Source organism: Lederbergia citrisecunda, from assembly GCF_018343695.1.
GTDB classification, from domain to species: Bacteria; Bacillota; Bacilli; order Bacillales; family Bacillaceae_C; genus Lederbergia; species Lederbergia citrisecunda.
In genome coordinates, this window is sequence record NZ_JAGYPJ010000001.1 from 4,173,482 (window position 1) to 4,197,698 (window position 24,217).

Below are 24,217 nucleotides of genomic sequence, written 5' to 3' on the forward strand. Positions count from 1 at the left end.
TATGACTAATGTATGCTCGAGAAATCAGTGGAAGACTAGAAAAGAAAGAATCCATTCAATCGTAAAAAACCCCCTTAGGGGGATTGAAATTCGTTTATTCAGTTATAGAAGGTTTTGCCCGTTTAATAAAGAACGCCAGCAGCAACGCAACCCCAGCAATTCCTGTGGCAACAACAAAAGCATCATTAATCCCACTAATGGTTGCATGTTTTACTGCTTCACCGTATATCAAGGATGTTGCAAGGCTTTGCCCTTGATTAACCGGGATTCCAGCAATAGCTGAAAGCCCGTGTCCTAGTTCAGCAATTTTATTGGCTAAGTATGGATTTGTACTTGTGATTACATTCGAATAGTTTGCAGTATGGTATGCACTTCTCGTCGTCATCACTGTTACAAGGAATGCAGTTCCAATGCTACCTGCAACCGTTCTTGCTGTATTGGAAGCGGACGTACCATGCCCTGCTAGTTTGGTCGGAAGCTGATTCATTCCTTCAGTTGTTACTGTCATAGATAAAAAGGACATACCGAACATCCGCATCACATATAAAAGCATAATGAAACCATAAGATGTGGTAATCGATAATGTCGTGAATTGCCATGTTGTAATAACCGTTACTATAAGTCCGAAAACAGCTAGCCATCTGGCACCTATTTTATCAAAGAGCCAACCTGATATCGGCATCATGATAGCCATGACAATTGCACCGGGGAGCATTAATAAACCAGAATCCAACGCGGAAAAACCACGAATATTTTGTAAATATATTGGCAGTAGGAGCATTGCAGCAAACATAGCCATATTGATGATCGCCCCAATAACGGTCGTCAATGCGAAAATATCATATTTGAAAACTCGTAGCTCCAGCATCGGTTCATCCGCCGTCAATTCTCGCCAAATAAAGGCAATTAAACCGATAACACCTATTATGAGGGTTACTAGTACAATGGTGCTGCCCCAACCATTATTCCCAGCTTCACTAAAGCCGTAAAGTAAAAATCCTAAGCCTATAGTGGAGAAAATAAAACCATATGTGTCAAATTTAGGTTTAGTAATTTCAGTAACATCAGCCATCCAGAAAAACGCCAATATTAAAGCGATAACCCCGAATGGGATTACGATATCAAATAGAATTCTCCAAGAATAATGACCAATCAACCAGCCTGATAAAGTTGGGCCGATAGCAGGTGCAAATAGTATGGCAACTCCGAATAATCCCATCGCAGCGCCACGCTTTTCCTTAGGAAAAATGGTTAAGAAGACGGTCATCAATAACGGCATGATGATTCCTGCACCTGCAGCCTGAACAACTCTCCCTAGCATGAGAATGGAAAAGGAGGTCGATATAGAGCAAATAACCGAACCAACTGTAAAAGCTGATACAGCTGAAAGAAATAACTTTCTTGTTCCGAGTCTCGCTATTAAAAAAGCGGTAATTGGTATAAATATTCCATTCGTAAGCATGTACCCCGTTGAAAGCCATTGTACAGTACTTGCGGAAATACTTAAGTCGTTCATGATATGAGGGATTGCTACATTTAGCAATGTTTGGTTCAAAATAGCAACGAAGGCTCCGAGCATCATTGCTGAAACTATTTTTCCGCGTTGATTTTCAAATCTGGCTGGATTTATAGTATCTTTTCCTTGTGGAACAGTGTCTTTTTCATCAAGGTCACTTACGACAATAGACGTTGTCAATGCATCTTGGTCATCTGTTTCATCAATCTCTAATGCCGGAATGCTTTTTTGAGTGCTTGTAGCCTTCTTATCCGTTTTCCACAACATGAAATTAACTACAGTTAGCAGAAGAATGGAAAGAAGAATATAACCTGCGATGTATATGGACATGTTTATCACCTACTTATGAATTCGCACAGTTACATTCATACCAGGAATTAATTTTTCCGCAAAACCTTCAATGTTTATTTTTACAGGAATGACTTGTGTTTGTTTCGTATAATTTCCTGATGCGTTGCTAGATGGCAAAAGTGAAAATGTACTGGCTGTTGCCAGTCCTATTTCCTCAACCGTACCGTATAAAGTCGTATTCGGATAAGCATCAACATAAATATCAACATCCTGGCCTACTTTTAAATCTCTTAGATTTGTTTCTTCGATGTTGGCTGTTACCCAAAGTTGATTTAAATCATAACTAATAGCAAGAGGTGTTCCTGCACCAATGATAGTGTTTTTCACTGCATTCGTTTGAACGATTGTACCGTCTGTTGGAGCTTTAATATCCACTTCAATTGGACCTTGGTCTCCATTCATCACTACCTTTCCAAGATGATCGTCCTTACTAAAGGAATCACCTGTTTTTACTTTCCAACTAATTAATTGGCCACTCACTGGGGAAGCAATATTCACTTGCTGCCCGGCAATTTGAGCATTGTTCGTCGTTATATAGGTAGCTTTCTGATTATAGTAATAGTACCCAGCAAATCCTCCTCCAACTAGGATGATAAGTAAAATAACGTTTAAAAGAATCATTCGTTTTGCGTTCATGATGTGTATCCTCCCTGAACTGGCAGCCTATTGTTTTAGTATATTGAATATTTGTTCATGTATACTTAATAGCTAATCAATATCCTTTTTTGGCAGTATTGAAATTTCATTAAGTTTAGGATTCACTATTCACAACTTGTCCCGGTTTTCCTCAAGATAACCGAATAGTAATGGAACGACGATCATGAAGCGAGGTATGACTTTTTATAAGCCATTTCTGATCTATTCCACCTGATTTCTGTGCAAAAACTAGGTCATTTTCTCCATCATCATGAATGTAAATTATGTTTTCATATATGGTCGTGTCAACCCATGAGTAGAAGGAAGCATTTGCTATTTTGCCCATTTTTACTACATTTGCTATAGCTTCATCATTTTTTCAAATACGGGAGGATAACCTCTAGTATCTATTTTGTTAAAAGTTATGATAAGAAATGACAAAATGTAAAACTGTTAAGTCAGAAGTGGGGTTGGAATATGTATGCAGAAGATCCCCTTTAAAACGAATAGAATCATGCTCATTCAAGTGATGCATGTCACCGTCTACATCTATCATTAGCTGACCCGACATCACTGTAACAAATTCTATAACACCTGGTTGGTGTGCTTCTGAGATATACTCACTATTCGGTTTTAGGTATCCTCTATAAAGTTCAAATCCATTGGATCGAAACAGCGGTTCAGCGACAAATACTTCGTCTGAACTTTTCAATTGTAAACCGTCCTTTTTGCGTACAATGGAGACATTGGATTCCATCGATAACAATGCAGATATCGATATTTTTAACCCATCTGCAATCTTCCAGATGACCGATAAAGTCGGGTTAGCTTCCCCTTGTTCAATTTTGATTAAGGTTAACTTACTTACGCCAATTTGTTTTGCAAAAGCTTCTATACTCATTCCTTTACTCATCCGATACTGCCGTAAATTAGCTCCAATTCGTTTACCTATATCTCCATCTTCCCCAAAATGCTCGATATTCATGATTTTCCTCCAAATTACATTTTGTATATTATAATATACTGTTTTTATAAATAAAGTATACTAAAACAGACTTTTATTTATTATAATATAATATTAGTAAACTTTATTATGCCGTTTCTTAGGTTTAAAGAGAAGGGGTTCAGAAAGGTGAAAGATTCAATTAGTGTGGTAAAAACGGGTATAACAGAAGCGCTACCTTTAGCCATTGCCATTGGAGCGTATGGCTTATCATACGGGGTTCTCGCAAACCAAGCCCATTTAACTTTGACGAGTACTGTAGCGATGTCCTTGCTTGTATTTTCGGGGTCCGTCCAATTAGTAACTGTTGCCATGTTGGTAGGTGGAGCAACAGTACCGAGCATTTTTTTGACTACTTTATTATTAAATCTGCGAAATTTGCTATACGGAGCCGCTCTTGCGGAAGGTCTTTCTTCGGTTAAAAGGAAATGGAGATGGGTATTATCATTTGGTGTATCAGATGAATCATTTGTTTTGGCGAGTACACGATTTAAGAAATATGGCCCCAATCCTGTTTATTTCGGGACCGTTATAGCGACATTCTATATCGCATGGATTCTATCTTCATATATTGGAGCGTTTATCGGCGGGCAATTTAATCCGATAAAATGGGGGTTAGACTTAGCGTTTCCGGTTACTTTTGCAGCGCTGATTATTCCTTCCCTAAAAGGAAGACCAATTATTGCTACAGCGCTCATGGCAGCAACGATTGTCTGTGGACTCGAATATTTTTTTCCAGGAAATGAATTTACCATTATTATAGCGGGAATTGCATCCCCGCTAGTCGGCCTCTATTTAGGAAGGAGGAACAAGAATGCTTAATTGGATTCTAATTGGTTTATTAGCTGTTTCTACCTTTTTATCAAGGATTATTGGCGTGAGTGTGATGGCCGGACGTGAAATGAATCCAACTTTGCGTTTATATTTTAGTTACGTTCCGATTGCAATTATGTCTGCTCTTATTGTGAAGCAAATTTTTATAACAACAAATGAGCAACTGGTCATTTCACTTCCCGTTCTAATAGCATGCCTTGCCGCTGCTGTTTCTATTAAACTAACAAAAGTGTTCCTTCCTTCGGTCGTGATTGGGGTTTTGTTTGGATTATTAGCGCGCTATTTGTTCTGAATTTATAAAAATGCTCTTATTAGCAAAAACCTCATGGATTTTTTGAGCAAATGTCAAAGCGTTTGCTCCATCTCCATGAATACAAATGGTATCTGCCTTGATACTAATGTCATTTCCAGCTACGGAAGTAACCTTTTGTTCCTTTACCATTTTGACGACTTGCGAAATGGCGTCATCAGTATTTGCAATAAGGGCGTTCAACTGAGATCTTGGGGTAAGAATGCCATCAGGTTGGTAGGTACGATCGGCGAACACCTCGTTTGCGGTCGCAAGTCCTATTTTTTGCCCAGCTTTGATTAGCTCACTGTCGGCTAATCCATATAATAGTAGTTGAGGATCAAAATGATAAACTGCTTCAGCTATTGCTGTGGCTAGTTTTTCATTAACAGCTGCCATATTGTATAAGGCTCCATGTGGTTTAACATGATGTAAATAACCGCCTTGTGCTTTTATAAAAGCGTTTAAAGCTCCTACTTGATACAGCACGATTTCATATGTTTCTTGCGGAGATATTGACATATTCCTTCTGCCAAATCCTTGAAGATCGGGAAACCCTGGATGGGCTCCGATACTCACTCGGTACTCTAGCGCTAGTTTAACCGTCTTATTCATTGTTGCAGGATCCCCTGCATGAAAACCGCAAGCAATATTTGCTGATGAAATATAGCGCATGATTTCTTCGTCATATCCTAAAGTGTAATTGCCAAAACTTTCGCCCATATCGCAATTCAAATCTACTTTATACATGTTGAAAATTCCTCCATTTTATTAGACAAGCGGCTTTTATTATCGCTAGGTCTTTTTGTTGTGCCAATAAAAGTTGTTGTGCTTCTTTTAATGAAATTTCTTTAAAGTGAATATGTTCTCCTGGACGGATTTGACTTAATCTTGGTAGATCGCTGCTTATTATTTCACCAATTTTCGGATAACCTCCTGTCGGCTGTCGGTCTGCCATTAAAATAATCGGCTCCCCGTTTGGCGGTACTTGAATCGAGCCATAGGTTGTTCCTTCTGTAATAAGCTCAAAGTTTTCTTTTGTACTTAGCTTGGGACCTGCTAAACGATAACCCATACGATCAGAATTTGGGCTAACGATAAAATTGGATTCCAAAAATGCTTGCTTTGCTTCGGTTGTAAATAAATCATATTGCCTGCCTTTTACGAATCGAATAGGGGGCTGTTTATCGTGTATATAGGTTCCGAACTTAAATGATAAGCCCCATGAAAACCGTTTGAAGGAGTATGACTGATTGATAGGAATAACATCTCCCGTTTGTAAAGGTCGTCCCATTTTAGCTCTAGCGTTCGTGCTTTTACTTCCAAGTATGTCTAGGAGAGAAAATCCGTCTTTAACCCCTAAATATGTTCTAACTCCAGTTTGAGCTCTTCCAAATGTAACGATATCACCTTTACTCACGTGTATAGGCTTTCTAGGTTCAATTGCTTTTCCGTTTAGTTTTGGCGACATGTTTGCACCAAAAAACGCAATGATTGTATTCTCATCAAATCGGATTGTGGGTCCGACGAGAGTCATTTCTAAAACAGCTTCATTTTCGTAGTTGCCGAGGAGGATGTTTACAAGACGCGCTGCCACCCGATCCATTGCTCCTCCAACAGGAACGCCGTAAGCTTGCCATCCATTTCGACCAAGATCCTGAATAGTCGTAAAAGCCCCGTTTTTTATGATTTTAAGAGCCATTATTGTCCTCCAGCGCATCAAATTCTTGTTTGCAGATAGGGACAAAGCGGACTTCGTCTCCTGGTAAAAGTAAGGATGGTGATGTGGTGTTCGGATTGAAAAGTTCTACTGGAGTTCTACCGATTATTTGCCAGCCTCCAGGGCTTTCAAAAGGATAGACGCCAGTTTGTTTTCCTGCGATTCCAACTGCCCCTTTTGGAACTTTCAATCTTGGTGAAGTTCGACGTGGAGTTGCTATTTTTTCGTTCATGCCACCTAGAAAAGGAAAACCTGGAGCAAAGCCTAAAAAATATACATGGTATAACGTCTTGCTGTGAATGTTGATCACATCATTTTTAGTCAATCCATTATGAGAGGCGACGTAATTTAAATCCATAGCATAACCATCCTCATAACAAACGGGTATATCGACGATTTTTGCTTTTTGCTTTTTATATGTAGACAGATTGTAAACTCTCTGTTCAAGTTCCTTTTTTACAGTTTCATAGGGAAAGTCAGTACCTACAGAAGCTGGTTCATAAAATATCGTCAATGTCGTATAGGCAGGAACGGCTTCTATAAAACCCGGAAATGGTTGTTTCATTATTGTTTTTTTCATTTCCAAGATTGTATGATTTGTTTCCAAATTAATTTTTTCTCCAAATTCAATGACAATGGCGCTATCACCAAGTGGAGAATAAGAAATATGTTTCATTATTGAACACCCACCTTAGATCATTGCATGATTTCCAGAATAATAGCAGGACTTCGGGATTGGATTGCCGAATTTTATGTACTAATTGCGGAATGTTTAAGTTAATTGCAGAGATTTAAAATAAATTGCACGACTTTGAAAGTTTAATCACACGACCATCAAAAATGCACAACTTCCTAATTTAATGTACAACTCTTAAAGAAAGTCTTTCATTTCGATGGTACCATTCATGTAAAGTCTATCACAAGGAGATGATTCGGATGACAATAGAAACACGTCGGGAGGAACTATACAATTTGCTTGGCAATCTCCCTTCGCGATCTAAACCAATTTCGTCAAAAAAACTAAAGGAAGATCCGTTGCCACATTACATATTAGAAGAATGGCTTCTTGATTTAAACGGAGAGGAGCCAGTTCCAGCTTATTTCGTGAGACCAAAAACAGGGGAAGGCCCGTTTCCTACCATCATATTCAATCATTCACACGGTGGTTTTTATGAACTAGGGAAGGACGAACTCATTAAAGGGAATGTTTACTTGCAAAATCCCCCATATGCGGAAGAGTTAACAAAGATGGGATATGCTGTCCTTAGCATCGATGCATGGGGATTCGGGCAAAGAAGAGGGAGGACGGAAGGCGAAATATTTAAGGAAATGCTTTGGAAAGGTCAAGTAATGTGGGGAAAAATGGTTTTTGATAGTTTGCGTGCGGTAGACTACTGTGTATCTCGTCCTGATGTTGATAAAAATAGAATTGGTACTATGGGGATTTCGATGGGAAGTACAATGTCCTGGTGGCTTGCAGCACTTGATCCCAGAATAAAAGTATGTATAGATCTTTGTGGTTTATGTGATTTCCAGTCATTAATAGAAAGCCGCGGGCTTGAAGGCCATGGAATCTATTATTATGTCCCGAATTTGCTCAATCATTTTACAACATCAGAGATCAATGCATTGATAGCACCGCGTCCTCATTTAAGTCTTGCTGGAACCTATGACCGATTAACTCCGGAAAGAGGACTTGATATTATCGATGAGAATTTGAAAATCGTTTATGAGGAATATGGTAATCCTGAAGCTTGGAGGCTACTTCGTTATAATATTGGACACTTCGAAACAGCGGATATGAGGTATGAGGTGAAGGAGTTTTTGAGAAAGTGGTTGTAAATATATTCACCCCTCGTCCATTTAAAATTGTAGTTATTGTCCGAATGAATTGTTCATCGTGCCCTTGGACGTAAAAAAAATGAGCAGGAGGGTCACGACGAAAGATTCCCTTGCCTTTGGAAGAAAAAAATGAGCCAGAAAGTCAAAATGAACTGTTCATCGTGATTTCGGACGTGAAAAATAAGTCTGTTTGTCTCGATAAAAGGCCCAAGCGTTAAAGTGCTTATGATCGTGCAAAAACCATAGTCACTGTCCGATTGGAACGTTCAAAAGTACCCATAATCAAGTAAAAAACCCATTTGCTGTCCAAATGAAGCGTCTCAAAAAGAAAAACCGTGCCACCCTTGGCCCGGTTTTCTTATCACATCACGCTAAAATAAACAATTCCCAAAACAACAGCTAGTACAATTCGATAAATCGCAAAAGGTAGTAATTTAATTCGGCTGATTAAGGCTAAGAAGAATCGAATTGAAATCCATGCAAAGACAAATGCACTGACAAAACCAACAATAAAGAATGGAATGACATCAGCTGTCATGAAGTCTAGTTTTTTAACTAGCGAAACTGCACTTGCTCCAAACATAATCGGCACAGCCATAATAAATGTAAAGTCTGCCGCTGCACGGTGTTTGAGTCCCATTAGTACTCCACCGGAAATGGTTGCACCTGAACGGGAGAAGCCGGGCCATAATGCAATACATTGGAACAGGCCAATTAAAAAGGCTTGTTTGTATGTAATTTCATCTAAAGATGCACCTTCATAATGATTTGATTGCTTCGACTTCCAGTCAGCTAGTATCATTAAAAAGGAACCTGCTATAAGTGCAAGCAATACCGTTTCAATTCTAAATAAGTACTTGTCGATGAAATCTTCAAAAGCAAATCCAAATACAACCGCAGGCAGTAGGCCAACAATCACATGAGTCAGTTTTAAACGTGATTCAGATGGCGACTTTTTCGCTGCACCGCCAACGTTAATCCCTACCAAACTCCAAAGGCGAGACCAAAATACAATGACAACCGCCATGATGGAACCGAGTTGAATTACGACCTTAAAAGTGTTGGCAACCTCAGGAGAACCAAGTATTTCTGCTGATTTTAACAGCATATCATCGACTATGATCATATGCCCTGTTGAAGAAACAGGAGCAAATTCTGTCAAACCTTCTACTAAACCAAGTATTAGCGCTACGATAATATCCCAAACTGTCATCATTCAATCCTCACTTTCGCTACATTTCATAAGTTTACATTTTTTTAGAATAAAAGAAAAGGCGATACTTGTTTTTAAGGAGTAAAGAAAGTATTAATTTTTGTTAATTTCTAGTGAAAGCCGCCATCGATTAACAAACTGCTTGTCTTCTTTTACATAAGTAAAACGCTGAATAAGGACTGTGAATAAAGTTGTCGTCGATGAGCAAGCAAGGTGAGTTTTTCTTAAAAGATAGATAATTAAAAATATACACTTGAAGAGTTCCATAGTATAATTTATTTTATATTAGTCTATCCAATATTATGTTGGATCGACAATTTAAAAACACAGGAGGTGTACACCTTTCGTTGAAAGGTGAACCATTTGGACATAGTCAGTTTAATTTTAATTGGAGTATTGATTGTTTTAACCGCTTTTTTTGTAGCAACGGAATTTGCCATCGTAAAGATTAGAAGTTCTCGTATTGATCAGCTAGTCGAGGAAGGAAAGCCAGGGGCAATAGCAGCGAAGCATGTGACGACACATATGGATGAGTATTTATCTGCTTGTCAGCTAGGAATAACGATAACAGCACTAGGGATAGGTTGGTTAGGTGAACCAGCGATAATGAGTATATTAAAACCTATCTTAGATAAATGGCAAATCGGTGTTTCTGCTTCACACATCATTTCAGTCGCAATCTCTTTTTCTATCATTACCTTTTTACACGTTGTGGTAGGTGAACTCGCACCTAAAACGGTCGCGATTCAAAAAGCTGAAATGGTTGCCTTGCTTTTCGCGAAGCCGATTACTTGGTTTTATAAACTTATGTTTCCATTTATTTGGTTATTAAATGGCTCTGCTCGTTTAATGGTAAGACTTTTTGGTCTTAAGCCAGTTATGGAACATGAAGAATCCCATACGGAAGAAGAGCTTCGCATCATCTTGTCTGATAGCTATAAAAGTGGAGAAATTAATCAGACCGAATTGACTTATGTGAACAATATTTTTAAGTTTGACAACCGAATCGCAAAAGAAATTATGGTACCACGTACAGAAATGATTTCTCTTTCAACCGAGGATAATATTCAAGATTGGATGCAAGTGATTAAAAAGGAAAAGCTCACTCGCTATCCCGTATATGAAGGAGATAAGGATAACATCGTTGGAATCATTAATATAAAAGATATTTTGATGGCGCAAATTAAAAATACGGGACCAGATTCGGATATGAAAATCATTCGATTTTTAAAGCCTGTTATTCTGGTGATTGATACGATTCCTATTCATGATTTATTGCTAAAAATGCAACGGGAACATACGCATATGGCAGTTTTATTAGATGAATATGGTGGAACTAGTGGTCTTGTCACTGTTGAAGATATCATAGAAGAAATTGTCGGTGAGATCCGCGATGAATTCGATACAGATGAAAGGGCAGAGATTACTAAAATTGATGAGGGTCATTATTCTTTCAGTGGGAAGGTCCTTGTCCATGAAATAAATGATTTGCTTGGTACGGAATTATCAGACGAAGAAGTTGACACTCTTGGTGGCTGGATTTTATCTCAAAACTTTGATATATCTGAAGGGGAAAGTATACAAGCCGACGGATTTACATTCACTGTAAAGGAAATTGACGGACACCAAATTCAGTTTGTTGAAGCTAAAAAAGAAGAAGTAATAGAAAAAATCCTTCCACTAGAAATAGAAGCATAACATAATCAAAGACGCACTATTGTGGAACTTCTCCATATATAGTGCGTTTCCATTTTCTATATAACGAGCAAATGGGTGAATTCTTTGGTAAAATGATAATAGTGGTAAAAATATAGATTTTACTGTAAAAAGGAGTAGTTTTGATGGATGACCGCCTTTTTAGAACGGCTATGGGTAGATTTGCAACTGGAGTAACCGTGATTACGACGAAAGTAAATGAAACCATTCATGGTATGACTGCAAATGCCTTTGTGTCCGTTTCCTTGAATCCGAAGCTTATTCTCGTTTCAATTGGAGAACAAGCACAAATGAATGAGTTGTTAAAGGAATCCGGCCATTTTGCCGTGAGTATATTAAATGATAATCAGGAAGACTTGTCTGCTTATTTTGCAGGTCAAATAAATGAAGAAAGAAAGATCGACTTTGATGTTTTTAACGGCATGGATGTCATTAAAGATGCATTAGTCAACATGACCTGCACTGTTCAAAATTCAGTCGTTGCAGGTGACCACACGCTCTTTATTGCAGAAGTCACGGACTTGAGAGTACAGGACGGAGACCCATTACTGTTTTACGGTGGAGCCTATAGAAATATTAAATAAATATAACCCGACAGTCTCTAATAGACTGTCGGGATTTTCTTTAAAAGTAAAGACTATATTATTGCTTAAGCTTTTGCTGTCTACCGATGGAGCCGTCTACTAGCAAACTTATTGTCCTTTTCTTTTGGAGGAAATCAAAGGTCGAAGAAGGAACGTCTATTAAAATGCCGCGTCCTGTGGCGACGTCGACTGTTAGTCGATGAGTAAGTCGCTTGCGCTTTTCTTACTTTGTAGGTACTTTCTTTTCCTTTTGTCGATATCCTAAACCTAATTCTTTTTTCTCCCGAGCTAACGACTTATACAAAGAGAGCATCATGAAGATCATAATAAATGAAAAAGGAAATGCCGCTATGATGAGTGCATTTTGTAAAGCCTGAAGTCCCCCGCTATAAAGAAGAATCGCTGCCATTGCAGAAAGGATGATTCCCCACGTTACTTTCACTCTGTTAGGAGGGGTTAATGAACCGTACGTTGTTTGCATCCCAAGGACAAAGGTAGCCGAATCAGCCGAAGTAATAAAAAAGATGCCAATTAAAATGATTGCGACAATGGAAAGAAAAGTTGTAAAAGGCATCTCATTGAAAACGGCGAACAATACTTCTTCTGTAGCAAATTGTGTTAAATCGATATTCCCCATTTGCTGGACACTAATAGCCGTTGTCCCAAACACTGCAAACCATATAAAGCTAACGATTGTAGGCAGTAGTAATACGCCAATTAAGAGTTCACGAATCGTCCTGCCACGCGATACACGAGCAATGAAAATTCCGACAAACGGAGACCACGATATCCACCAAGCCCAGTAAAAAATCGTCCAATTATTGATCCATTCACGTCGTTCAGGCCTTAAAGGTGCTATTCTAAAACTCATTGAAATAAGATTTTGAAAATATGCACCTATCGTGTCAGTAAATAAATTTAAAATAAATAACCCCGGTCCTATGATGAAAACAAGTATTAATAAAATTAATGCCAAAAGCATATTCGTGTTGCTTAAATATTTGATTCCTTTGCTTAGCCCAGACCAAGCCGACATAATAAATAAGACTGTCACAATAATAATGATGATGACTTGGATATAAAATTTGTTAGGAATGCCAAAAAGATAGGCGAGTCCGCCGTTTATTTGGGTCGCGCCAAATCCTAATGTAGTCGCAACCCCGATGACGGTTGCCGTGACAGCAATAATATCGATGAGTGTCGCAATTTTACCTTTTGAATGTTTTCCTAAAAGGGGACTAAGTGCTGCACTTATAAGTCCTGGCTCATCTTTTCGAAAGTTAAAATAAGCGAGGCTAAGTGCGACTAGAGCATAAATGGCCCAAGCATGAATTCCCCAGTGAAAAAAAGTAAATCTCATCGAATCTTTTAATGCCGCATCTGTTCCAGGAGAGGCAAGCGGTGGTGAGGAAGCAAAATGGGAAAGTGGTTCCGCTGCTCCCCAAAAGACGAGTCCAATTCCCATCCCGGCACTAAAAAGCATCGCAAACCATGTTGGCCGTGAATATTCTGGCATTTCGCCTGTTTTCCCTAATCTAATTGCACCTATTGGGCTAAAAATAAGAAATAAACAAAACAAGACAATGACACTGACGAGTATTAAGTAATACCAACCAAAGCCGGAGGTAATTAAAGCTTCTACATTAGCTGTAGCTTTTTCAAAACGACTTGGCGCAATCACCCCAAAACAGACAGCAATTAAAAGTATAAAAGCAGAAACCCAGAAAACACTGGAAACCTTATTCATGCCGTTCTCCTTCCAAAGATGCATTATAGGTTTTAGTATTTCTAGTATCCGCCTACTTAATTCCACTTAATAAGTTGTCATAGTCTTCTTTTGTATCAATATCTTGAAAATACTTAAATTGATGATAAGGCAGTATCTTTCCTTTATTTAATTGGTCCCCCCGTAATAGTGCCTTTGCGCCGATATCCCCCGAAAGGTTTAATAAATCAGGAAACGTAGTGGCAGATAGTAAAACAGGGGGAGTAATGATATTTTTAAAGGATGCTGCCACAAATTGAAGAGATGGGGTTTTTTTCTTCCATTCAATGATCTCTTCAATCATATGTAAAGGGATGAATGGTTGGTCAGCGAGCATAACTAAAATACCGTCTACCCCATCGGTTTGGGTCGTTCGGATGGCACATTTGAGAGATTCAGATTGTCCCATATGAGCGGAAGGACAATGGATGACCGAGCATTTGGGATGTATTCTGTTTTCAGATGATATCCAATGGGGTTCCTCTTTTACGATAATGTAAATTTTTTCTAATGAAGATTGCAAAGCTGTTCCTAGCGCTACATCCCCGACAGTCGTATTCCTGAATGGGAGTTCCAGTTTATTTTTACCCATACGTGAACTTTTCCCTGCAGCAAGGTACGCGCCTGCCATTTTCATAGCTTTCTCCTACGTGATTGAATCAACTCGGCCATGATGCTAATCGAGATTTCTTTCGGGCCTTCAGCACCAATTTTTAAACCAACAGGAGAATGGAGCCAATCGGGAATTTTTCCTCCCATTAGTCGTTCCGTTCGTTTTTTTGAGCCTAATATACCAATATAAAAAAGCTGTAATTCTTTTAAATGCTCCAACACTTTACGATCACGTTGAAAATCATGCGTCATAATGACTACTGAGTCTAGGTTACTTAGAGGAATACCTTTTAATAAATAGTCAGGTTCTCCGATCCGGAGTGATTGAGCAAAAGGATAATAATTTCTCGTACAATACGCTTCCCGCCAATCCAATATATGAACTGAATATCCTGTATTAGATGCTAAATGTGCAAATGGTCGAACATCCTCTCCAGCGCCAATAATGTAAAGATTCGGTTTCGGCCATATTATTTGCAGAAAAAAAGGTTCGTTCTTAAAACTTTTTAGCTCTGCGTAATGGGAAAGTAGAGGTGTTGTATGTAGTTTTTCAATAAATACTTTGGGGATTTCAAAAGGAAAATGGCCAAAAAAATAATTTGTTTTAGTTGAAAATGCGTATTGCTCAAAGTGTATTAATGATTGAATATATAGGACTGGCTCCATTTTATTTAATTGTTCTTTTAGCGAGATAAGGGAGTGTCGAAATCCATCGTCGATATCCCTCAATAATACCGATACGACTCCATTGCATCCCGCCCCGACGCCCCAACCTAGATCATCCTCCGAGCTTAAATCATACCGTACTATTTCGACCCTTCCAGTAGAAAAAAGTTCACTCGCCCGATACTTCAAATCATTTTCAAGGCAGCCGCCACTAATTACCCCAATTTTAGAACCATCTTCTTCTAGTAACATCCAGGCTCCTTCTTTTCGATAAGACGAACCGTCAACATTGACAATTTGGGCTAGTACAGTCGGTTGGTTATGTTCAATAAATAATATATCAAGTATCTCATGAAGGTAATCCATATACATTCCCCCTACATATTACTCATTATCTTCAAATGCCCCTCATCCTCATAACATATTATTTAAGATATTCGGTTACCATACTTACTATCATTAGTTTATTTAAGGAGTCGGGCAATGAATTATTTATTATCCGTTGTAATTGGGGTTGCGTTCGGTACGGTTTCCCGATTTGTCCTATTACGTACAGATTTTCGGCAGTATCCTACATATCCTCAAGGAAGAATGATTCACTTATCATTCGGTTTTATTGCAGCATTTTTAGGTGCGGTTGCTGTTCCTTCCGTGCTTGACTCTAACTGGACGGCCGTCACTTTTCTTGGACTAGCCGCAACTCAATTCCGTGAAGTTCGAAGAATGGAGCGGGATACACTTGAACAAGTTGACTTAAGCGAGTTGGTGAAGCGAGGAACACCCTTTATTGAAGGGATGGCTCAGGCTTTTGAAAGCAGAAATTATTTAGTCATGTTTACAGCTCTCGTTACAACGATGTTGACTGTTATTAACTTATGGCTTGGAATACTTGGCGGTATCGCCATGCTTTTTGTCGTTAAGCAAAATATGTCTGGAAACATACTAAAATCCATTGCTAACGTTATCGAAGGTGAGATTCGTTTTGAGGGACCTAATTTATTTGTTGGCGATATCCATATTAAAAATGTCGGACTAAAAGTGAACAGAGATATTATTATGGAGCGGGCAGTTGGTGCCATTATCATTCCAAAAAACGAAAATAGCGTCGTAACGTTATCGCATCTTGGTCAACGACAGGCGATGCTTCACCAAGTAGCGAATGTGCTCGGTGCCTATATTGATTCAGGTGAACCGAGTTTTATCCCGCTATCTAAGAGAGATATGGATGATGGCAGGCTTGCTCTATTCATAATGCCGCAAGAAAAGGATTTCAACCAAGTAAAAACAGTTTTGGAAAAAGTTCCTGTTTTAGATAGTGCGATCCGACTCCCAAGCGAAGGAGATAAAGGAAAGAAATGATGAGGAGTGGTAAAAATGCTCGATGAAACAGTTTCGATCGTTGCAGTTGTTACGACGAAAGAAGCAGGCATTAGTGGAGGGGGAGCGCCCTTTTTTATTGTGGAAAATGAAGAAGCTTTGCAAAAGGTAAGCATGAGTCTTGAGAGAATACTTGATGCCGCCGCGAGTGAAATAGACGAAAATACAATTGTTATTGTGGCAAGGTAAAGATTGACGAAAAACCGGACACGAAGTGTGCCCGGTTTTATAAATTAATTAGGATGCTTTGCCCAACCCGTCATCAAGAATAATCGGTTTCAATCCTTTTTCAGCGGCATTAAGTTTTACCCTTAGTCCCATAAAGAACCCAGCAATAATAATAATTGTAATAATACTCGCTACAATGTAGGACATATACATTGATAATTTAAATCCAATTTGTGCGTTTAAAATAAACGTGAATGTCGTCATTGTAATAAAAATGGCCGGAATAGCAGCGATCCAGTAGTTTTTCTTTTGCAGTGCTAGATACATAGCGGCTACCCATAATGCAATCATTGCTGTTGTTTGGTTTGCCCAAGCAAAATATCTCCATAGGATGTTGAAATCGATTTGAGTAAGAATGACAGAGATTGCAAACATTGGAATCGCAATAAATAAACGATTTCCAAATTTCTTTTGGGCTAGCTCAATATAATCTGCTATCACCATACGCGCACTTCTGAAGGCGGTGTCTCCGGATGTGATCGGGAGAACAATAACTCCAAGAACTGCAATCGTTCCAAATACAGCACCAAGTGTTGTGACGGAAACTTCTTTAACAATTCCTGCAGGTCCTACTTCAGCAAGTAACTGGCTTAATGAAGCTCCATTGAAAATGGACATGGCAGCTGCTGCCCAGATCATGGCAATAATGGCTTCAGCAATCATCATTCCATAGAAAATATAACGTCCTTGTGATTCTCTTTGAGTAGTCCGTGAAATGATTGGAGATTGTGTTGCGTGGAACCCAGATAATGCTCCACAAGCAATCGTAATGAAAAGAATAGGGAAAATTGGTAGGTTGTCAGGATGCATATTTGTTAAGGATAACTCAGGAATAGGGTGTCCCTGAAAAATGAGTGCACCACCAATTCCAACAGCACTAATTAATAGAATTAATCCGAAAATTGGATAGAGTTTTCCTATGATTTTATCGATAGGGAGTAATGTAGCTAATAGATAATATACGAAAATAATGGCGATCCAAACGCCGACAGACATCCATCCTTTTGTTAAGTCTCCGAGAAGTTCAGCGGGTGCAGTGACAAACACGGTTCCAACAAGAATAAGCAGGAGAATGGAAAAGGCATTAACAACATGCTTGAAGGCTTTTCCAAGAAACATACCTGCTAGTTCCGGCAAGTGGGCTCCACGATTCCTTAACGAGATCATGCCCGTTAAATAATCATGTACAGCACCTGCAAAGATAGCGCCAAACACAATCCATAAAAAGGCAACAGGTCCATATAATGCTCCCATAATAGGGCCGAAAATAGGTCCAACTCCCGCGATATTCAATAATTGAATTAGCGAGTTGCGCTGTTTGCCCATAGGAACATAATCCAAACCATCTGCGAGTGTATAAGCAGGAGTTTTACGGTTTTCTTTTACCCCGAAAACCTTTTCCACATACTTTCCATATGTGAAATAACTAACCACTAGCAATACGATTGCTGCAAAAAAAGTGATCATGTATATCCCTCCTCATTTTGATGAATGCGCTTTCATTCTATCATGCGGAATCTATCTTGAGTAGAGTAATAAGTTAGAAGTTTTTCATAGCTTGTTATTAAATGATAATGATTATCAGTTGTAAGTTGACTTAAGAAACCCTAGTGTTATAATGAATTTGATGTATTGATAATGATTTTCAATTAAGTTCTTATTTTTTTTTGTGCCTTTTTACCTAGTTGGTAAAGAATTTTTAGTATACGGAGTCTTCTTCTATGAAAACAAAATACTTAATAATTGCATTAATACTGGCATCTTTGCTTTCGTTATTTATTGGTGTCAGTAATATTACTCCTCTTGATTTGCTTCATTTTCAGTCGGAGGAGACGCAGATTTTTCTTATAAGTCGTTTGCCAAGATTAATGGCAATTATCCTTGCTGGATCCGGTATGAGTATAGCTGGACTCATCATGCAGCAGCTCAGCCGCAATAAATTTGTATCACCTACGACAGCTGGAACGCTTGATGCAACAAGACTGGGGATTCTCGTTTCTATGCTATTATTTGCAAATGCCTCAACGCTGGAAAAAATGGTCGTTGCGTTTGCTTTTGCACTTGGCGGAAATTTACTCTTCATGCAAATATTGGACCGAATTAAGTTTAAAGATGCGATTTTTATTCCACTCGTTGGTTTAATGTTTGGAAATATATTATCTTCCATTACAACGTTCTTTGCTTATCGAGCTGACGTCATTCAAAATATGTCCGCTTGGCTACAGGGGGATTTTTCGATGATTATGAAGGGGCGATACGAGCTCCTTTATATAAGCATTCCTGTTCTAATCATTGCCTACTTATATGCAAATCGATTTACGGTAGCAGGGATGGGGGAGGATTTTTCCAAAAATTTAGGTCTTGCTTATAAGCGAGTAGTTAATATCGGGTTAATACTTGTTGCTCTGATTACAGCTACTGTCGTATTGACTGTCGGGATGATTCCGTTTCTAGGTTTGATTATTCCGAATATCGTTTCGATTGCAAAAGGCGACCACTTGCAAAAGACATTGCCGCATACTGCGCTTTTAGGCGCAACTTTCTTGCTCGTATGTGATATTTTGGGCCGTGTACTTATTTATCCGTACGAGATTTCCATCAGTTTAATGGTGGGGGTAATCGGAAGTGGTATTTTCCTATATTTACTGTTCCGGAGGAAGGCGTATGCGTAATTCTATGAAAATTGCAAGCTTAGCACTAGTCGCTGCGAGCTGTGTAGGTATTTATTTATTTCATCAATTAAACGGCAGTTTTGACTACGCCTTGCCTAGAAGAGGGATAAAAGTACTCGCTATGGTGTTGACAGGAGTAGCAATCTCTTATGCAACGGTCGTATTCCAAACGATTACTCACAATCGGATATTAACGCCGAGTATTATGGGACTGGATTCCCTTTATTTACTGATTCAAACGTTGGCGATTTTCTTTTTAGGATCGAACCATATTACGGTTGTGAATAAGCAGGTTAATTTTATTTTATCTGTTCTGACAATGGTTGCTTTTGCTTTACTCATTTATCAGCTTTTATTTAAGAAAGGGCAGCGTCCGATCTATTTTTTACTCTTAGTCGGGATTATCGTCGGGACCTTTTTCCAAAGTATTTCAACGTTTTTGCAAGTGTTGATTGACCCGAATGAATTCCAAATTGTACAAGACAAGATGTTTGCTAGTTTTAATAATGTGAATGGGGATCTAGTTTGGTTATCTCTGCTCGTAATCGGAATTGTGATTTTGATAGGGTGGAGATCCATCCCTTACTTAGATGTATTGTCTTTAGGAAGGGAGACGGCGATTAATCTTGGCGTTGCTTACGATAAAATTGTGAAGCAAATGCTTGTAGTGGCGGCTGTCCTTATTTCGGTTTCGACAGCTCTCGTCGGACCGATCACCTTTTTCGGGTTAATTGTTGCAAATTTATCGTATCAATTTTTTAAAACATATAAACATAACATCTTAATTAGTGGCGCAGCTCTGATGAGTATAATTGCACTCGTTGGTGGACAATGGGTTGTGGAAAGGATTTTTACATTCTCCACAACACTAAGTGTCATTATTAATTTCATAGGCGGAGTGTATTTCATTTATTTATTATTGAAGGAGAGTCGATCCGCATGATACAAGTACGTGGTTTATCGAAAATGTACGGAAAAAAACATGTCGTGGAAGATGTGACAGTTGATATACAAAGAGGGAAAATTACCTCCTTTATTGGACCAAACGGAGCGGGTAAATCAACATTATTATCGATGGTAAGCCGTCTACTTGATGCAGATACGGGAGAAGTGCTTGTTGATAAGACAGATGTCCGTGGGATGAAATCAAATGATTTTTCAAAAAAGGTTTCGATCTTAAAACAATCCAACTACATGAATGTTCGATTGACGATTCGGGAACTTGTTTCGTTCGGAAGATTTCCATACTCGAAAGGGAGACTTACTGCAGAAGATAAGGAAAAAGTAGATGAAGCTCTTGAATACATGGCCCTGACCGATATTGAAGATGCTTATATCGAAGAATTATCCGGTGGCCAGCGGCAACGTGCCTTTATCGCAATGGTCGTTGCTCAAGATACGGATTATATTTTATTAGATGAGCCTTTAAATAACTTGGACATGAAGCATTCCGTACAGATAATGAAAATTTTGCGCAGGTTAGTGGATGAACTGGGAAAAACAGTTGTCATCGTCCTCCACGATATTAATTTTGCGTCTGTTTATTCCGATAGAATTGTCGCTTTAAAAAATGGACGCGTCGTAAAAGATGGACCAACCGAAGAAATCATCCAATCTGACTCTTTGAAAGAGATTTATGATATGGACATTCCAATCCAACAAATGAATAACTGCCGCATTTGCGTGTATTTTAATTCTTAACCTGTTGAGTGCTGTTCAACTTCAGGGGATAAAAAATTTGCAACTTGTCCATGTTCGTCGAAAATACGGCTTGGTGGTAACAAGGAACCAGTTCATGTACCTCAGCTATTAAGAATCTAAGGATGAATGTACCTTGAATCGAAAAAAACTGATTAGAGGGAACAATGCCATTCAATGTGCCCCTAGCTGATAAAAAATTGCTCTGAAGGTAACGATGATCCCTTCAGCGTGCCCTTAGCTGACAAGAAACCGCTCTGAAGGTAACAATGAATTGCTACATGTACCTTTTCGTCTCAAGATTTATGAAAATAATTCAAACCAAAAGGAGTGCCTCAAATCGAACTACTGATTTGAGGCACTCCTTTTTTCATTTCCTTATATCAGTAAAAATATTTTTAACCTTTTCAACAGCACTACTAGTTCCATCTGCTTCTAGCATTAAAGCAACGAGGGTATCTGGATGATCAGGGTTATATGCTACAAACCAGCTATTTTCTTTCCCCTTTTTCCCTTGTTCTACTTTAGCGAACTCTGCGGTTCCTGTTTTTCCAGCAAGCGGATAGCCGTTGATCCTTGCTCCTCTCGCTGTTCCGTGAGGGTCTTCAACTACTTTCCTAAGAGCGGCACCCAAATGGTCGACTTCCTCTTGACTAAGTAAGTTTTCCTTCCAAATTTCTCCTTGTTTTTCGTCCGTAAGCAAGATTGGCTTGATCATATTTCCATTATTCGTAAAAATTGTAAAGGCTGAGGCAAGATGGAGTACATTCATTTCAACTTGACCTTGGCCATAACTAGAGTCTGCTAATGCAATATCTGAGTCAATATTTCCGAAACTTGATGTATGCATTGGGTATGCAAATGGCATATCTTCGTCAAATCCAAAGGCTTTCAAACCCGCTACAAACTTATCTTTACCAAGTTCTAATGTCGTTTGGGCAAAATAAATATTATCGGAATAGATTAATGCTTTTTCAAGATCAATCGGTACTCCGGGATCGCTTACCCTAGTTACTTTGTAGTTCCCCCAAGAAGCATCTTTCTGCCAAGATAAATCTTTAATAGGAAGTGCTGTTTTCCAATCAAGCGTTCCTTCTTTTAATCCAATGGCCGCTGTAATTGGTTTAAGTACAGAACCTGGCGCAAAAGTTGAATTAAATCGATTTAACATTGGTTTATCTGGATTTTCCTCAATGGCTTTCCATTCTTCATTCGTTGCACCTAAAGTTAGTGTATTAGGATCGTAGCTTGGACTGCTTACTAACGCCAATGTTTCTCCTGTAACAGGATTGATCGCTGCAGCTGTACCAGGCTTTCCACCTAATTGGTCAAAAATGGTTACTTGAAGTGCACTGTCAATTGTTAACTGAACATCTTCTCCGTCTTTCACTTCTTTTTCAGCAAGGACTACTTCACTGCCATCTTCCTTTTGAATGACGATTTTTATACCAGGTTCGCCTCTTAGCCGATCTTCAAATACTTTTTCTAGCCCCCGCCTACCAATCATATCTGAGGCAGAGTATCCTTTACCTTTATTTTCTTCCAAATCATCAGATGTGACAGGGGAGATATTACCTGTTAAGTGGGCAGCTCTCGCTCCAAGCGGATACACTCTCGCTTCAACGTCCATTCCAATAACACCTGGAACTTGACCTACTTTTTCACGAAGCTCCATATTGTCTTTTGGAATTGTCTTAATTGGAACAAAGCTATCAGGCTGGACCCAAGATTGTCCTAATGCTTTCTCAATTTGTTCGGTGCTAACACCTAAGACTTCGGACACTTGTTTAACGCTTTTCTCCTCTTGTCCTTCCATATCTTTCGGAACTAGACCAATTTGTCTCGCCACTCCATTTTCTGCAAGAGCAATACCGTTTCGATCCAAAATGGAACCTCGTTTAGGAGAAGTAGTTGGAACCGAGATTTTATCTCCTTCTTCAAGCTCTGGAAAAATAAAACTCGTATCCCAATTCAATCGCCATTCCTTTTTTTCGTCTACATCTTCCTTCACAAATTCCGCTTTATGGTTAAAAGCTATTTCACCAGCGAGGCTTTCCATGTTTACGTCGAATGGAAATTCAATATCAGTTGCCTCTTTATCTGTTTCTTCCTCTGGTTTCTTGAATTGAACTTTTAATTTTTTTATCTCTAAATCTTCGTATATTTTTTTATAGCGATCCACAAAGTCTTCTTTTGTAACATTCTCTGTTGATTCGGTGGATAAAAACTCATACATTTTATCGAATTTTTGCTCGTTCCAAAGTTTTATATAATCCGCAAAACGATCTTCAGGTTTAGGTTCTTTTTCTTTATTACAAGCAACCAATAAGGAACTAAGTATTAAACATAATGAAATCAAAACGAATTTTTTCATCCTCAAACCTCCCCTTGTCGTTTATTGTAACATTTTAGAGTCTTGAAAAAAAACAACTCGTTTTTTCAAACTTCAATCTATATGTTAAAATGAAACAAGTTAATGATTACATAAAGCAAGGAGAAGACAAATGGAGAAAATTCTTATTTTCGGTCATAAGAACCCTGATACTGATACAATCTGCTCAGCGATTGTGTATGCAGACATTAAATCTAGATTAAAGCAAAATGTTGAAGCTGTACGTTTAGGAGAAGTAAATGGTGAGACACAATTTGCACTGGATACATTTAATGTAGTGGCACCGCGCCTTGTTAATACCGTTGCAAATGAAACGGACAAAGTGATTTTGGTAGATCATAATGAACGTCAACAAAGCGCTGCAGACATTGAACAAGTACGCGTGGTTGAGGTAATTGATCATCATAGAATTGCTAATTTTGAAACAAGCGACCCACTATATTTCCGTGCAGAACCTGTCGGATGTACTGCGACTATTTTGAAAAAGATTTATAAGGAAAATGGTTTGGAAATCGAAAAACCAATGGCGGGCCTTATGCTCTCAGCAATTATTTCCGATTCCTTACTGTTTAAATCACCAACATGCACTGAAGAAGATATAGCAGCTGCACGGGAACTAGCTGATATTGCTGGGGTAGATGCAGACAGCTACGGAATGAACATGCTAAAAGCAGGTGCAGATGTAAGTACCAAAACGATTGAACAACTGCTTTCAGTAGATGCTAAAGAATTTACGATGGGCAGTGCAAAAGTAGAAATTGCTCAAGTAAACGCAGTTGGTGTTGAGGAAGTTCTTGAACGTAAGGTAGAAATTGAAAAAGCACTTAGCCAAGTAATTGAACAAAAAGGTTTGGATTTGTTCTTATTTGTCGTAACTGATATTTTAACTAATGATTCTACAGCGATCGCAGTAGGGCAAGCGGCAAATGCAGTTGAACAAGCATTTAATGTGACTCTTGAAAATAATAAAGCAGTGTTAAAGGGCGTTGTTTCCCGTAAGAAACAAATTGTGCCTCCATTGACAGACGCATTGAGTAAATAAGAAGAAAAGCGTAAGCGCCTTGGTCATCGACGTACAAACTTCAGGGCCTCTGACTGAGATA

General features: G+C 38.7%; 24 protein-coding genes. 11 read left to right on the forward strand and 13 right to left on the reverse strand.

Annotated features, from left to right (window positions below; translation table 11 throughout):
* Positions 1–94: 94 nt before the first annotated feature.
* From KHA93_RS20495 to KHA93_RS20510, 4 genes are all read right to left on the reverse strand, one after another.
* Positions 95–1,846, reverse strand: a complete 1,752-nt coding sequence (locus KHA93_RS20495) for a DHA2 family efflux MFS transporter permease subunit (protein ID WP_213112412.1) — start codon at positions 1,844–1,846, stop codon at positions 95–97.
* Between the two features lie 9 nt (positions 1,847–1,855).
* Positions 1,856–2,503 carry an efflux RND transporter periplasmic adaptor subunit gene (locus KHA93_RS20500; RefSeq protein ID WP_213112413.1) on the reverse strand — a complete coding sequence of 216 codons (648 nt, stop codon included), beginning with the start codon at positions 2,501–2,503 and terminating at the stop codon, positions 1,856–1,858.
* Between the two features lie 151 nt (positions 2,504–2,654).
* On the reverse strand, positions 2,655–2,849 hold the full coding sequence (locus KHA93_RS20505) for a hypothetical protein (protein WP_213112414.1): 195 nt from the start codon (positions 2,847–2,849) through the stop codon (positions 2,655–2,657).
* Positions 2,850–2,918: 69 nt separating this feature from the next.
* Positions 2,919–3,488: a helix-turn-helix domain-containing protein gene (locus tag KHA93_RS20510; protein ID WP_213112415.1), complete on the reverse strand. Its 570-nt coding sequence runs from the start codon at positions 3,486–3,488 to the stop codon at positions 2,919–2,921.
* A 147-nt stretch (positions 3,489–3,635) separates the two neighbouring features.
* Here KHA93_RS20510 and KHA93_RS20515 point away from each other — a divergent pair, with 147 nt between their 5' ends.
* Entirely contained in the window at positions 3,636–4,328 is a 693-nt protein-coding gene (locus tag KHA93_RS20515) for an AzlC family ABC transporter permease (protein ID WP_213112416.1), read from the forward strand.
* Positions 4,321–4,632 carry an AzlD domain-containing protein gene (locus KHA93_RS20520; protein ID WP_213112417.1) on the forward strand — a complete coding sequence of 104 codons (312 nt, stop codon included), beginning with the start codon at positions 4,321–4,323 and terminating at the stop codon, positions 4,630–4,632. The genes KHA93_RS20515 and KHA93_RS20520 overlap by 8 nt, the downstream gene beginning before the upstream one ends.
* Here the strand turns inward: KHA93_RS20520 and KHA93_RS20525 are convergent.
* Genes KHA93_RS20525 through pxpB form a run of 3 tightly spaced genes read right to left on the reverse strand, consistent with a single transcriptional unit; the run spans position 4,612 to position 7,025 of the window.
* The gene (locus tag KHA93_RS20525; RefSeq protein ID WP_213112418.1) at positions 4,612–5,379 is read right to left on the reverse strand and encodes a 5-oxoprolinase subunit PxpA; all 768 of its coding nucleotides are present in this window, start codon (positions 5,377–5,379) and stop codon (positions 4,612–4,614) included. The two genes, KHA93_RS20520 and KHA93_RS20525, sit on opposite strands and share 21 nt — an antisense overlap.
* The gene (locus tag KHA93_RS20530; protein ID WP_213112419.1) at positions 5,372–6,331 is read right to left on the reverse strand and encodes a 5-oxoprolinase subunit C family protein; all 960 of its coding nucleotides are present in this window, start codon (positions 6,329–6,331) and stop codon (positions 5,372–5,374) included. The genes KHA93_RS20525 and KHA93_RS20530 overlap by 8 nt, the downstream gene beginning before the upstream one ends.
* Positions 6,321–7,025: a 5-oxoprolinase subunit PxpB gene (gene pxpB / locus KHA93_RS20535; RefSeq protein WP_213112420.1), complete on the reverse strand. Its 705-nt coding sequence runs from the start codon at positions 7,023–7,025 to the stop codon at positions 6,321–6,323. The genes KHA93_RS20530 and pxpB overlap by 11 nt, the downstream gene beginning before the upstream one ends.
* Before the next feature lie 260 nt (positions 7,026–7,285).
* Between pxpB and KHA93_RS20540 the strand changes: the two genes are divergently transcribed.
* Complete coding sequence (locus KHA93_RS20540; RefSeq protein WP_213112421.1) at positions 7,286–8,191, forward strand: dienelactone hydrolase family protein; 906 nt, start codon at positions 7,286–7,288, stop codon at positions 8,189–8,191.
* Between the two features lie 361 nt (positions 8,192–8,552).
* Here the strand turns inward: KHA93_RS20540 and KHA93_RS20545 are convergent, their stop codons facing one another.
* A complete protein-coding gene (locus KHA93_RS20545) occupies positions 8,553–9,404 on the reverse strand; it encodes an undecaprenyl-diphosphate phosphatase (RefSeq protein ID WP_213113058.1) in 852 nt (283 codons plus the stop codon).
* A 363-nt stretch (positions 9,405–9,767) separates the two neighbouring features.
* Here KHA93_RS20545 and KHA93_RS20550 point away from each other — a divergent pair, with 363 nt between their 5' ends.
* Both KHA93_RS20550 and KHA93_RS20555 read left to right on the forward strand, forming a co-directional pair.
* Positions 9,768–11,102: a hemolysin family protein gene (locus KHA93_RS20550; RefSeq protein ID WP_213112422.1), complete on the forward strand. Its 1,335-nt coding sequence runs from the start codon at positions 9,768–9,770 to the stop codon at positions 11,100–11,102.
* A gap of 143 nt (positions 11,103–11,245) precedes the next feature.
* Positions 11,246–11,704 carry a flavin reductase family protein gene (locus KHA93_RS20555; RefSeq protein WP_213112423.1) on the forward strand — a complete coding sequence of 153 codons (459 nt, stop codon included), beginning with the start codon at positions 11,246–11,248 and terminating at the stop codon, positions 11,702–11,704.
* A gap of 223 nt (positions 11,705–11,927) precedes the next feature.
* Here KHA93_RS20555 and KHA93_RS20560 read toward each other — a convergent pair whose 3' ends face one another.
* Genes KHA93_RS20560 through KHA93_RS20570 form a run of 3 tightly spaced genes read right to left on the reverse strand, consistent with a single transcriptional unit; the run spans position 11,928 to position 15,113 of the window.
* Positions 11,928–13,451 (reverse strand): glycine betaine uptake BCCT transporter, encoded by a 1,524-nt coding sequence (locus tag KHA93_RS20560; protein ID WP_213112424.1) that lies wholly within the window; start codon positions 13,449–13,451, stop codon positions 11,928–11,930.
* A 52-nt stretch (positions 13,452–13,503) separates the two neighbouring features.
* A complete protein-coding gene (locus KHA93_RS20565) occupies positions 13,504–14,106 on the reverse strand; it encodes a nucleotidyltransferase family protein (protein WP_213112425.1) in 603 nt (200 codons plus the stop codon).
* Complete coding sequence (locus KHA93_RS20570) at positions 14,103–15,113, reverse strand: XdhC family protein (RefSeq protein ID WP_213112426.1); 1,011 nt, start codon at positions 15,111–15,113, stop codon at positions 14,103–14,105. The genes KHA93_RS20565 and KHA93_RS20570 overlap by 4 nt, the downstream gene beginning before the upstream one ends.
* Before the next feature lie 117 nt (positions 15,114–15,230).
* Here KHA93_RS20570 and KHA93_RS20575 point away from each other — a divergent pair, with 117 nt between their 5' ends.
* Both KHA93_RS20575 and KHA93_RS20580 read left to right on the forward strand, forming a co-directional pair.
* The gene (locus KHA93_RS20575; protein WP_213112427.1) at positions 15,231–16,106 is read left to right on the forward strand and encodes a YIEGIA family protein; all 876 of its coding nucleotides are present in this window, start codon (positions 15,231–15,233) and stop codon (positions 16,104–16,106) included.
* 15 nt (positions 16,107–16,121) lie between these two features.
* Positions 16,122–16,313 carry a capping complex subunit for YIEGIA gene (locus tag KHA93_RS20580; RefSeq protein WP_213112428.1) on the forward strand — a complete coding sequence of 64 codons (192 nt, stop codon included), beginning with the start codon at positions 16,122–16,124 and terminating at the stop codon, positions 16,311–16,313.
* 48 nt (positions 16,314–16,361) lie between these two features.
* Here KHA93_RS20580 and KHA93_RS20585 read toward each other — a convergent pair whose 3' ends face one another.
* Complete coding sequence (locus KHA93_RS20585) at positions 16,362–17,819, reverse strand: carbon starvation CstA family protein (RefSeq protein WP_213112429.1); 1,458 nt, start codon at positions 17,817–17,819, stop codon at positions 16,362–16,364.
* Positions 17,820–18,073: 254 nt separating this feature from the next.
* Between KHA93_RS20585 and KHA93_RS20590 the strand changes: the two genes are divergently transcribed.
* From KHA93_RS20590 to KHA93_RS20600, 3 genes are read left to right on the forward strand one after another with little or no spacing between them, the layout of a single operon-like run.
* The gene (locus KHA93_RS20590; protein ID WP_213112430.1) at positions 18,074–19,024 is read left to right on the forward strand and encodes an ABC transporter permease; all 951 of its coding nucleotides are present in this window, start codon (positions 18,074–18,076) and stop codon (positions 19,022–19,024) included.
* Entirely contained in the window at positions 19,017–19,967 is a 951-nt protein-coding gene (locus tag KHA93_RS20595) for an iron chelate uptake ABC transporter family permease subunit (protein WP_213112431.1), read from the forward strand. Before KHA93_RS20590 ends, KHA93_RS20595 begins: the two co-directional genes overlap by 8 nt.
* On the forward strand, positions 19,964–20,725 hold the full coding sequence (locus KHA93_RS20600) for an iron ABC transporter ATP-binding protein (RefSeq protein WP_213112432.1): 762 nt from the start codon (positions 19,964–19,966) through the stop codon (positions 20,723–20,725). Before KHA93_RS20595 ends, KHA93_RS20600 begins: the two co-directional genes overlap by 4 nt.
* A gap of 367 nt (positions 20,726–21,092) precedes the next feature.
* Here KHA93_RS20600 and KHA93_RS20605 read toward each other — a convergent pair whose 3' ends face one another.
* Complete coding sequence (locus tag KHA93_RS20605; RefSeq protein WP_213112433.1) at positions 21,093–23,096, reverse strand: penicillin-binding transpeptidase domain-containing protein; 2,004 nt, start codon at positions 23,094–23,096, stop codon at positions 21,093–21,095.
* A 130-nt stretch (positions 23,097–23,226) separates the two neighbouring features.
* Between KHA93_RS20605 and KHA93_RS20610 the strand changes: the two genes are divergently transcribed.
* Positions 23,227–24,156: a manganese-dependent inorganic pyrophosphatase gene (locus KHA93_RS20610; RefSeq protein WP_213112434.1), complete on the forward strand. Its 930-nt coding sequence runs from the start codon at positions 23,227–23,229 to the stop codon at positions 24,154–24,156.
* The last annotated feature ends 61 nt before the right edge of the window (positions 24,157–24,217 follow it).

Bases quoted from the DNA above. Each gene is read 5' to 3' on its own strand.
- KHA93_RS20495 (WP_213112412.1), bottom strand. From the start codon at position 1,846: ATGTCCATATACATCGCAGGTTATATTCTTCTTTCCATTCTTCTGCTA.
- KHA93_RS20500 (WP_213112413.1), bottom strand. From the start codon at position 2,503: ATGAACGCAAAACGAATGATTCTTTTAAACGTTATTTTACTTATCATC.
- KHA93_RS20505 (WP_213112414.1), bottom strand. From the start codon at position 2,849: ATGGGCAAAATAGCAAATGCTTCCTTCTACTCATGGGTTGACACGACC.
- KHA93_RS20510 (WP_213112415.1), bottom strand. From the start codon at position 3,488: ATGAATATCGAGCATTTTGGGGAAGATGGAGATATAGGTAAACGAATT.
- KHA93_RS20520 (WP_213112417.1), top strand. From the start codon at position 4,321: ATGCTTAATTGGATTCTAATTGGTTTATTAGCTGTTTCTACCTTTTTA.
- KHA93_RS20525 (WP_213112418.1), bottom strand. From the start codon at position 5,379: ATGTATAAAGTAGATTTGAATTGCGATATGGGCGAAAGTTTTGGCAAT.
- KHA93_RS20530 (WP_213112419.1), bottom strand. From the start codon at position 6,331: ATGGCTCTTAAAATCATAAAAAACGGGGCTTTTACGACTATTCAGGAT.
- pxpB (WP_213112420.1), bottom strand. From the start codon at position 7,025: ATGAAACATATTTCTTATTCTCCACTTGGTGATAGCGCCATTGTCATT.
- KHA93_RS20540 (WP_213112421.1), top strand. From the start codon at position 7,286: ATGACAATAGAAACACGTCGGGAGGAACTATACAATTTGCTTGGCAAT.
- KHA93_RS20545 (WP_213113058.1), bottom strand. From the start codon at position 9,404: ATGACAGTTTGGGATATTATCGTAGCGCTAATACTTGGTTTAGTAGAA.
- KHA93_RS20555 (WP_213112423.1), top strand. From the start codon at position 11,246: ATGGATGACCGCCTTTTTAGAACGGCTATGGGTAGATTTGCAACTGGA.
- KHA93_RS20560 (WP_213112424.1), bottom strand. From the start codon at position 13,451: ATGAATAAGGTTTCCAGTGTTTTCTGGGTTTCTGCTTTTATACTTTTA.
- KHA93_RS20565 (WP_213112425.1), bottom strand. From the start codon at position 14,106: ATGAAAATGGCAGGCGCGTACCTTGCTGCAGGGAAAAGTTCACGTATG.
- KHA93_RS20570 (WP_213112426.1), bottom strand. From the start codon at position 15,113: ATGGATTACCTTCATGAGATACTTGATATATTATTTATTGAACATAAC.
- KHA93_RS20575 (WP_213112427.1), top strand. From the start codon at position 15,231: ATGAATTATTTATTATCCGTTGTAATTGGGGTTGCGTTCGGTACGGTT.
- KHA93_RS20580 (WP_213112428.1), top strand. From the start codon at position 16,122: ATGCTCGATGAAACAGTTTCGATCGTTGCAGTTGTTACGACGAAAGAA.
- KHA93_RS20585 (WP_213112429.1), bottom strand. From the start codon at position 17,819: ATGATCACTTTTTTTGCAGCAATCGTATTGCTAGTGGTTAGTTATTTC.
- KHA93_RS20590 (WP_213112430.1), top strand. From the start codon at position 18,074: ATGAAAACAAAATACTTAATAATTGCATTAATACTGGCATCTTTGCTT.
- KHA93_RS20595 (WP_213112431.1), top strand. From the start codon at position 19,017: ATGCGTAATTCTATGAAAATTGCAAGCTTAGCACTAGTCGCTGCGAGC.
- KHA93_RS20600 (WP_213112432.1), top strand. From the start codon at position 19,964: ATGATACAAGTACGTGGTTTATCGAAAATGTACGGAAAAAAACATGTC.
- KHA93_RS20605 (WP_213112433.1), bottom strand. From the start codon at position 23,096: ATGAAAAAATTCGTTTTGATTTCATTATGTTTAATACTTAGTTCCTTA.
- KHA93_RS20610 (WP_213112434.1), top strand. From the start codon at position 23,227: ATGGAGAAAATTCTTATTTTCGGTCATAAGAACCCTGATACTGATACA.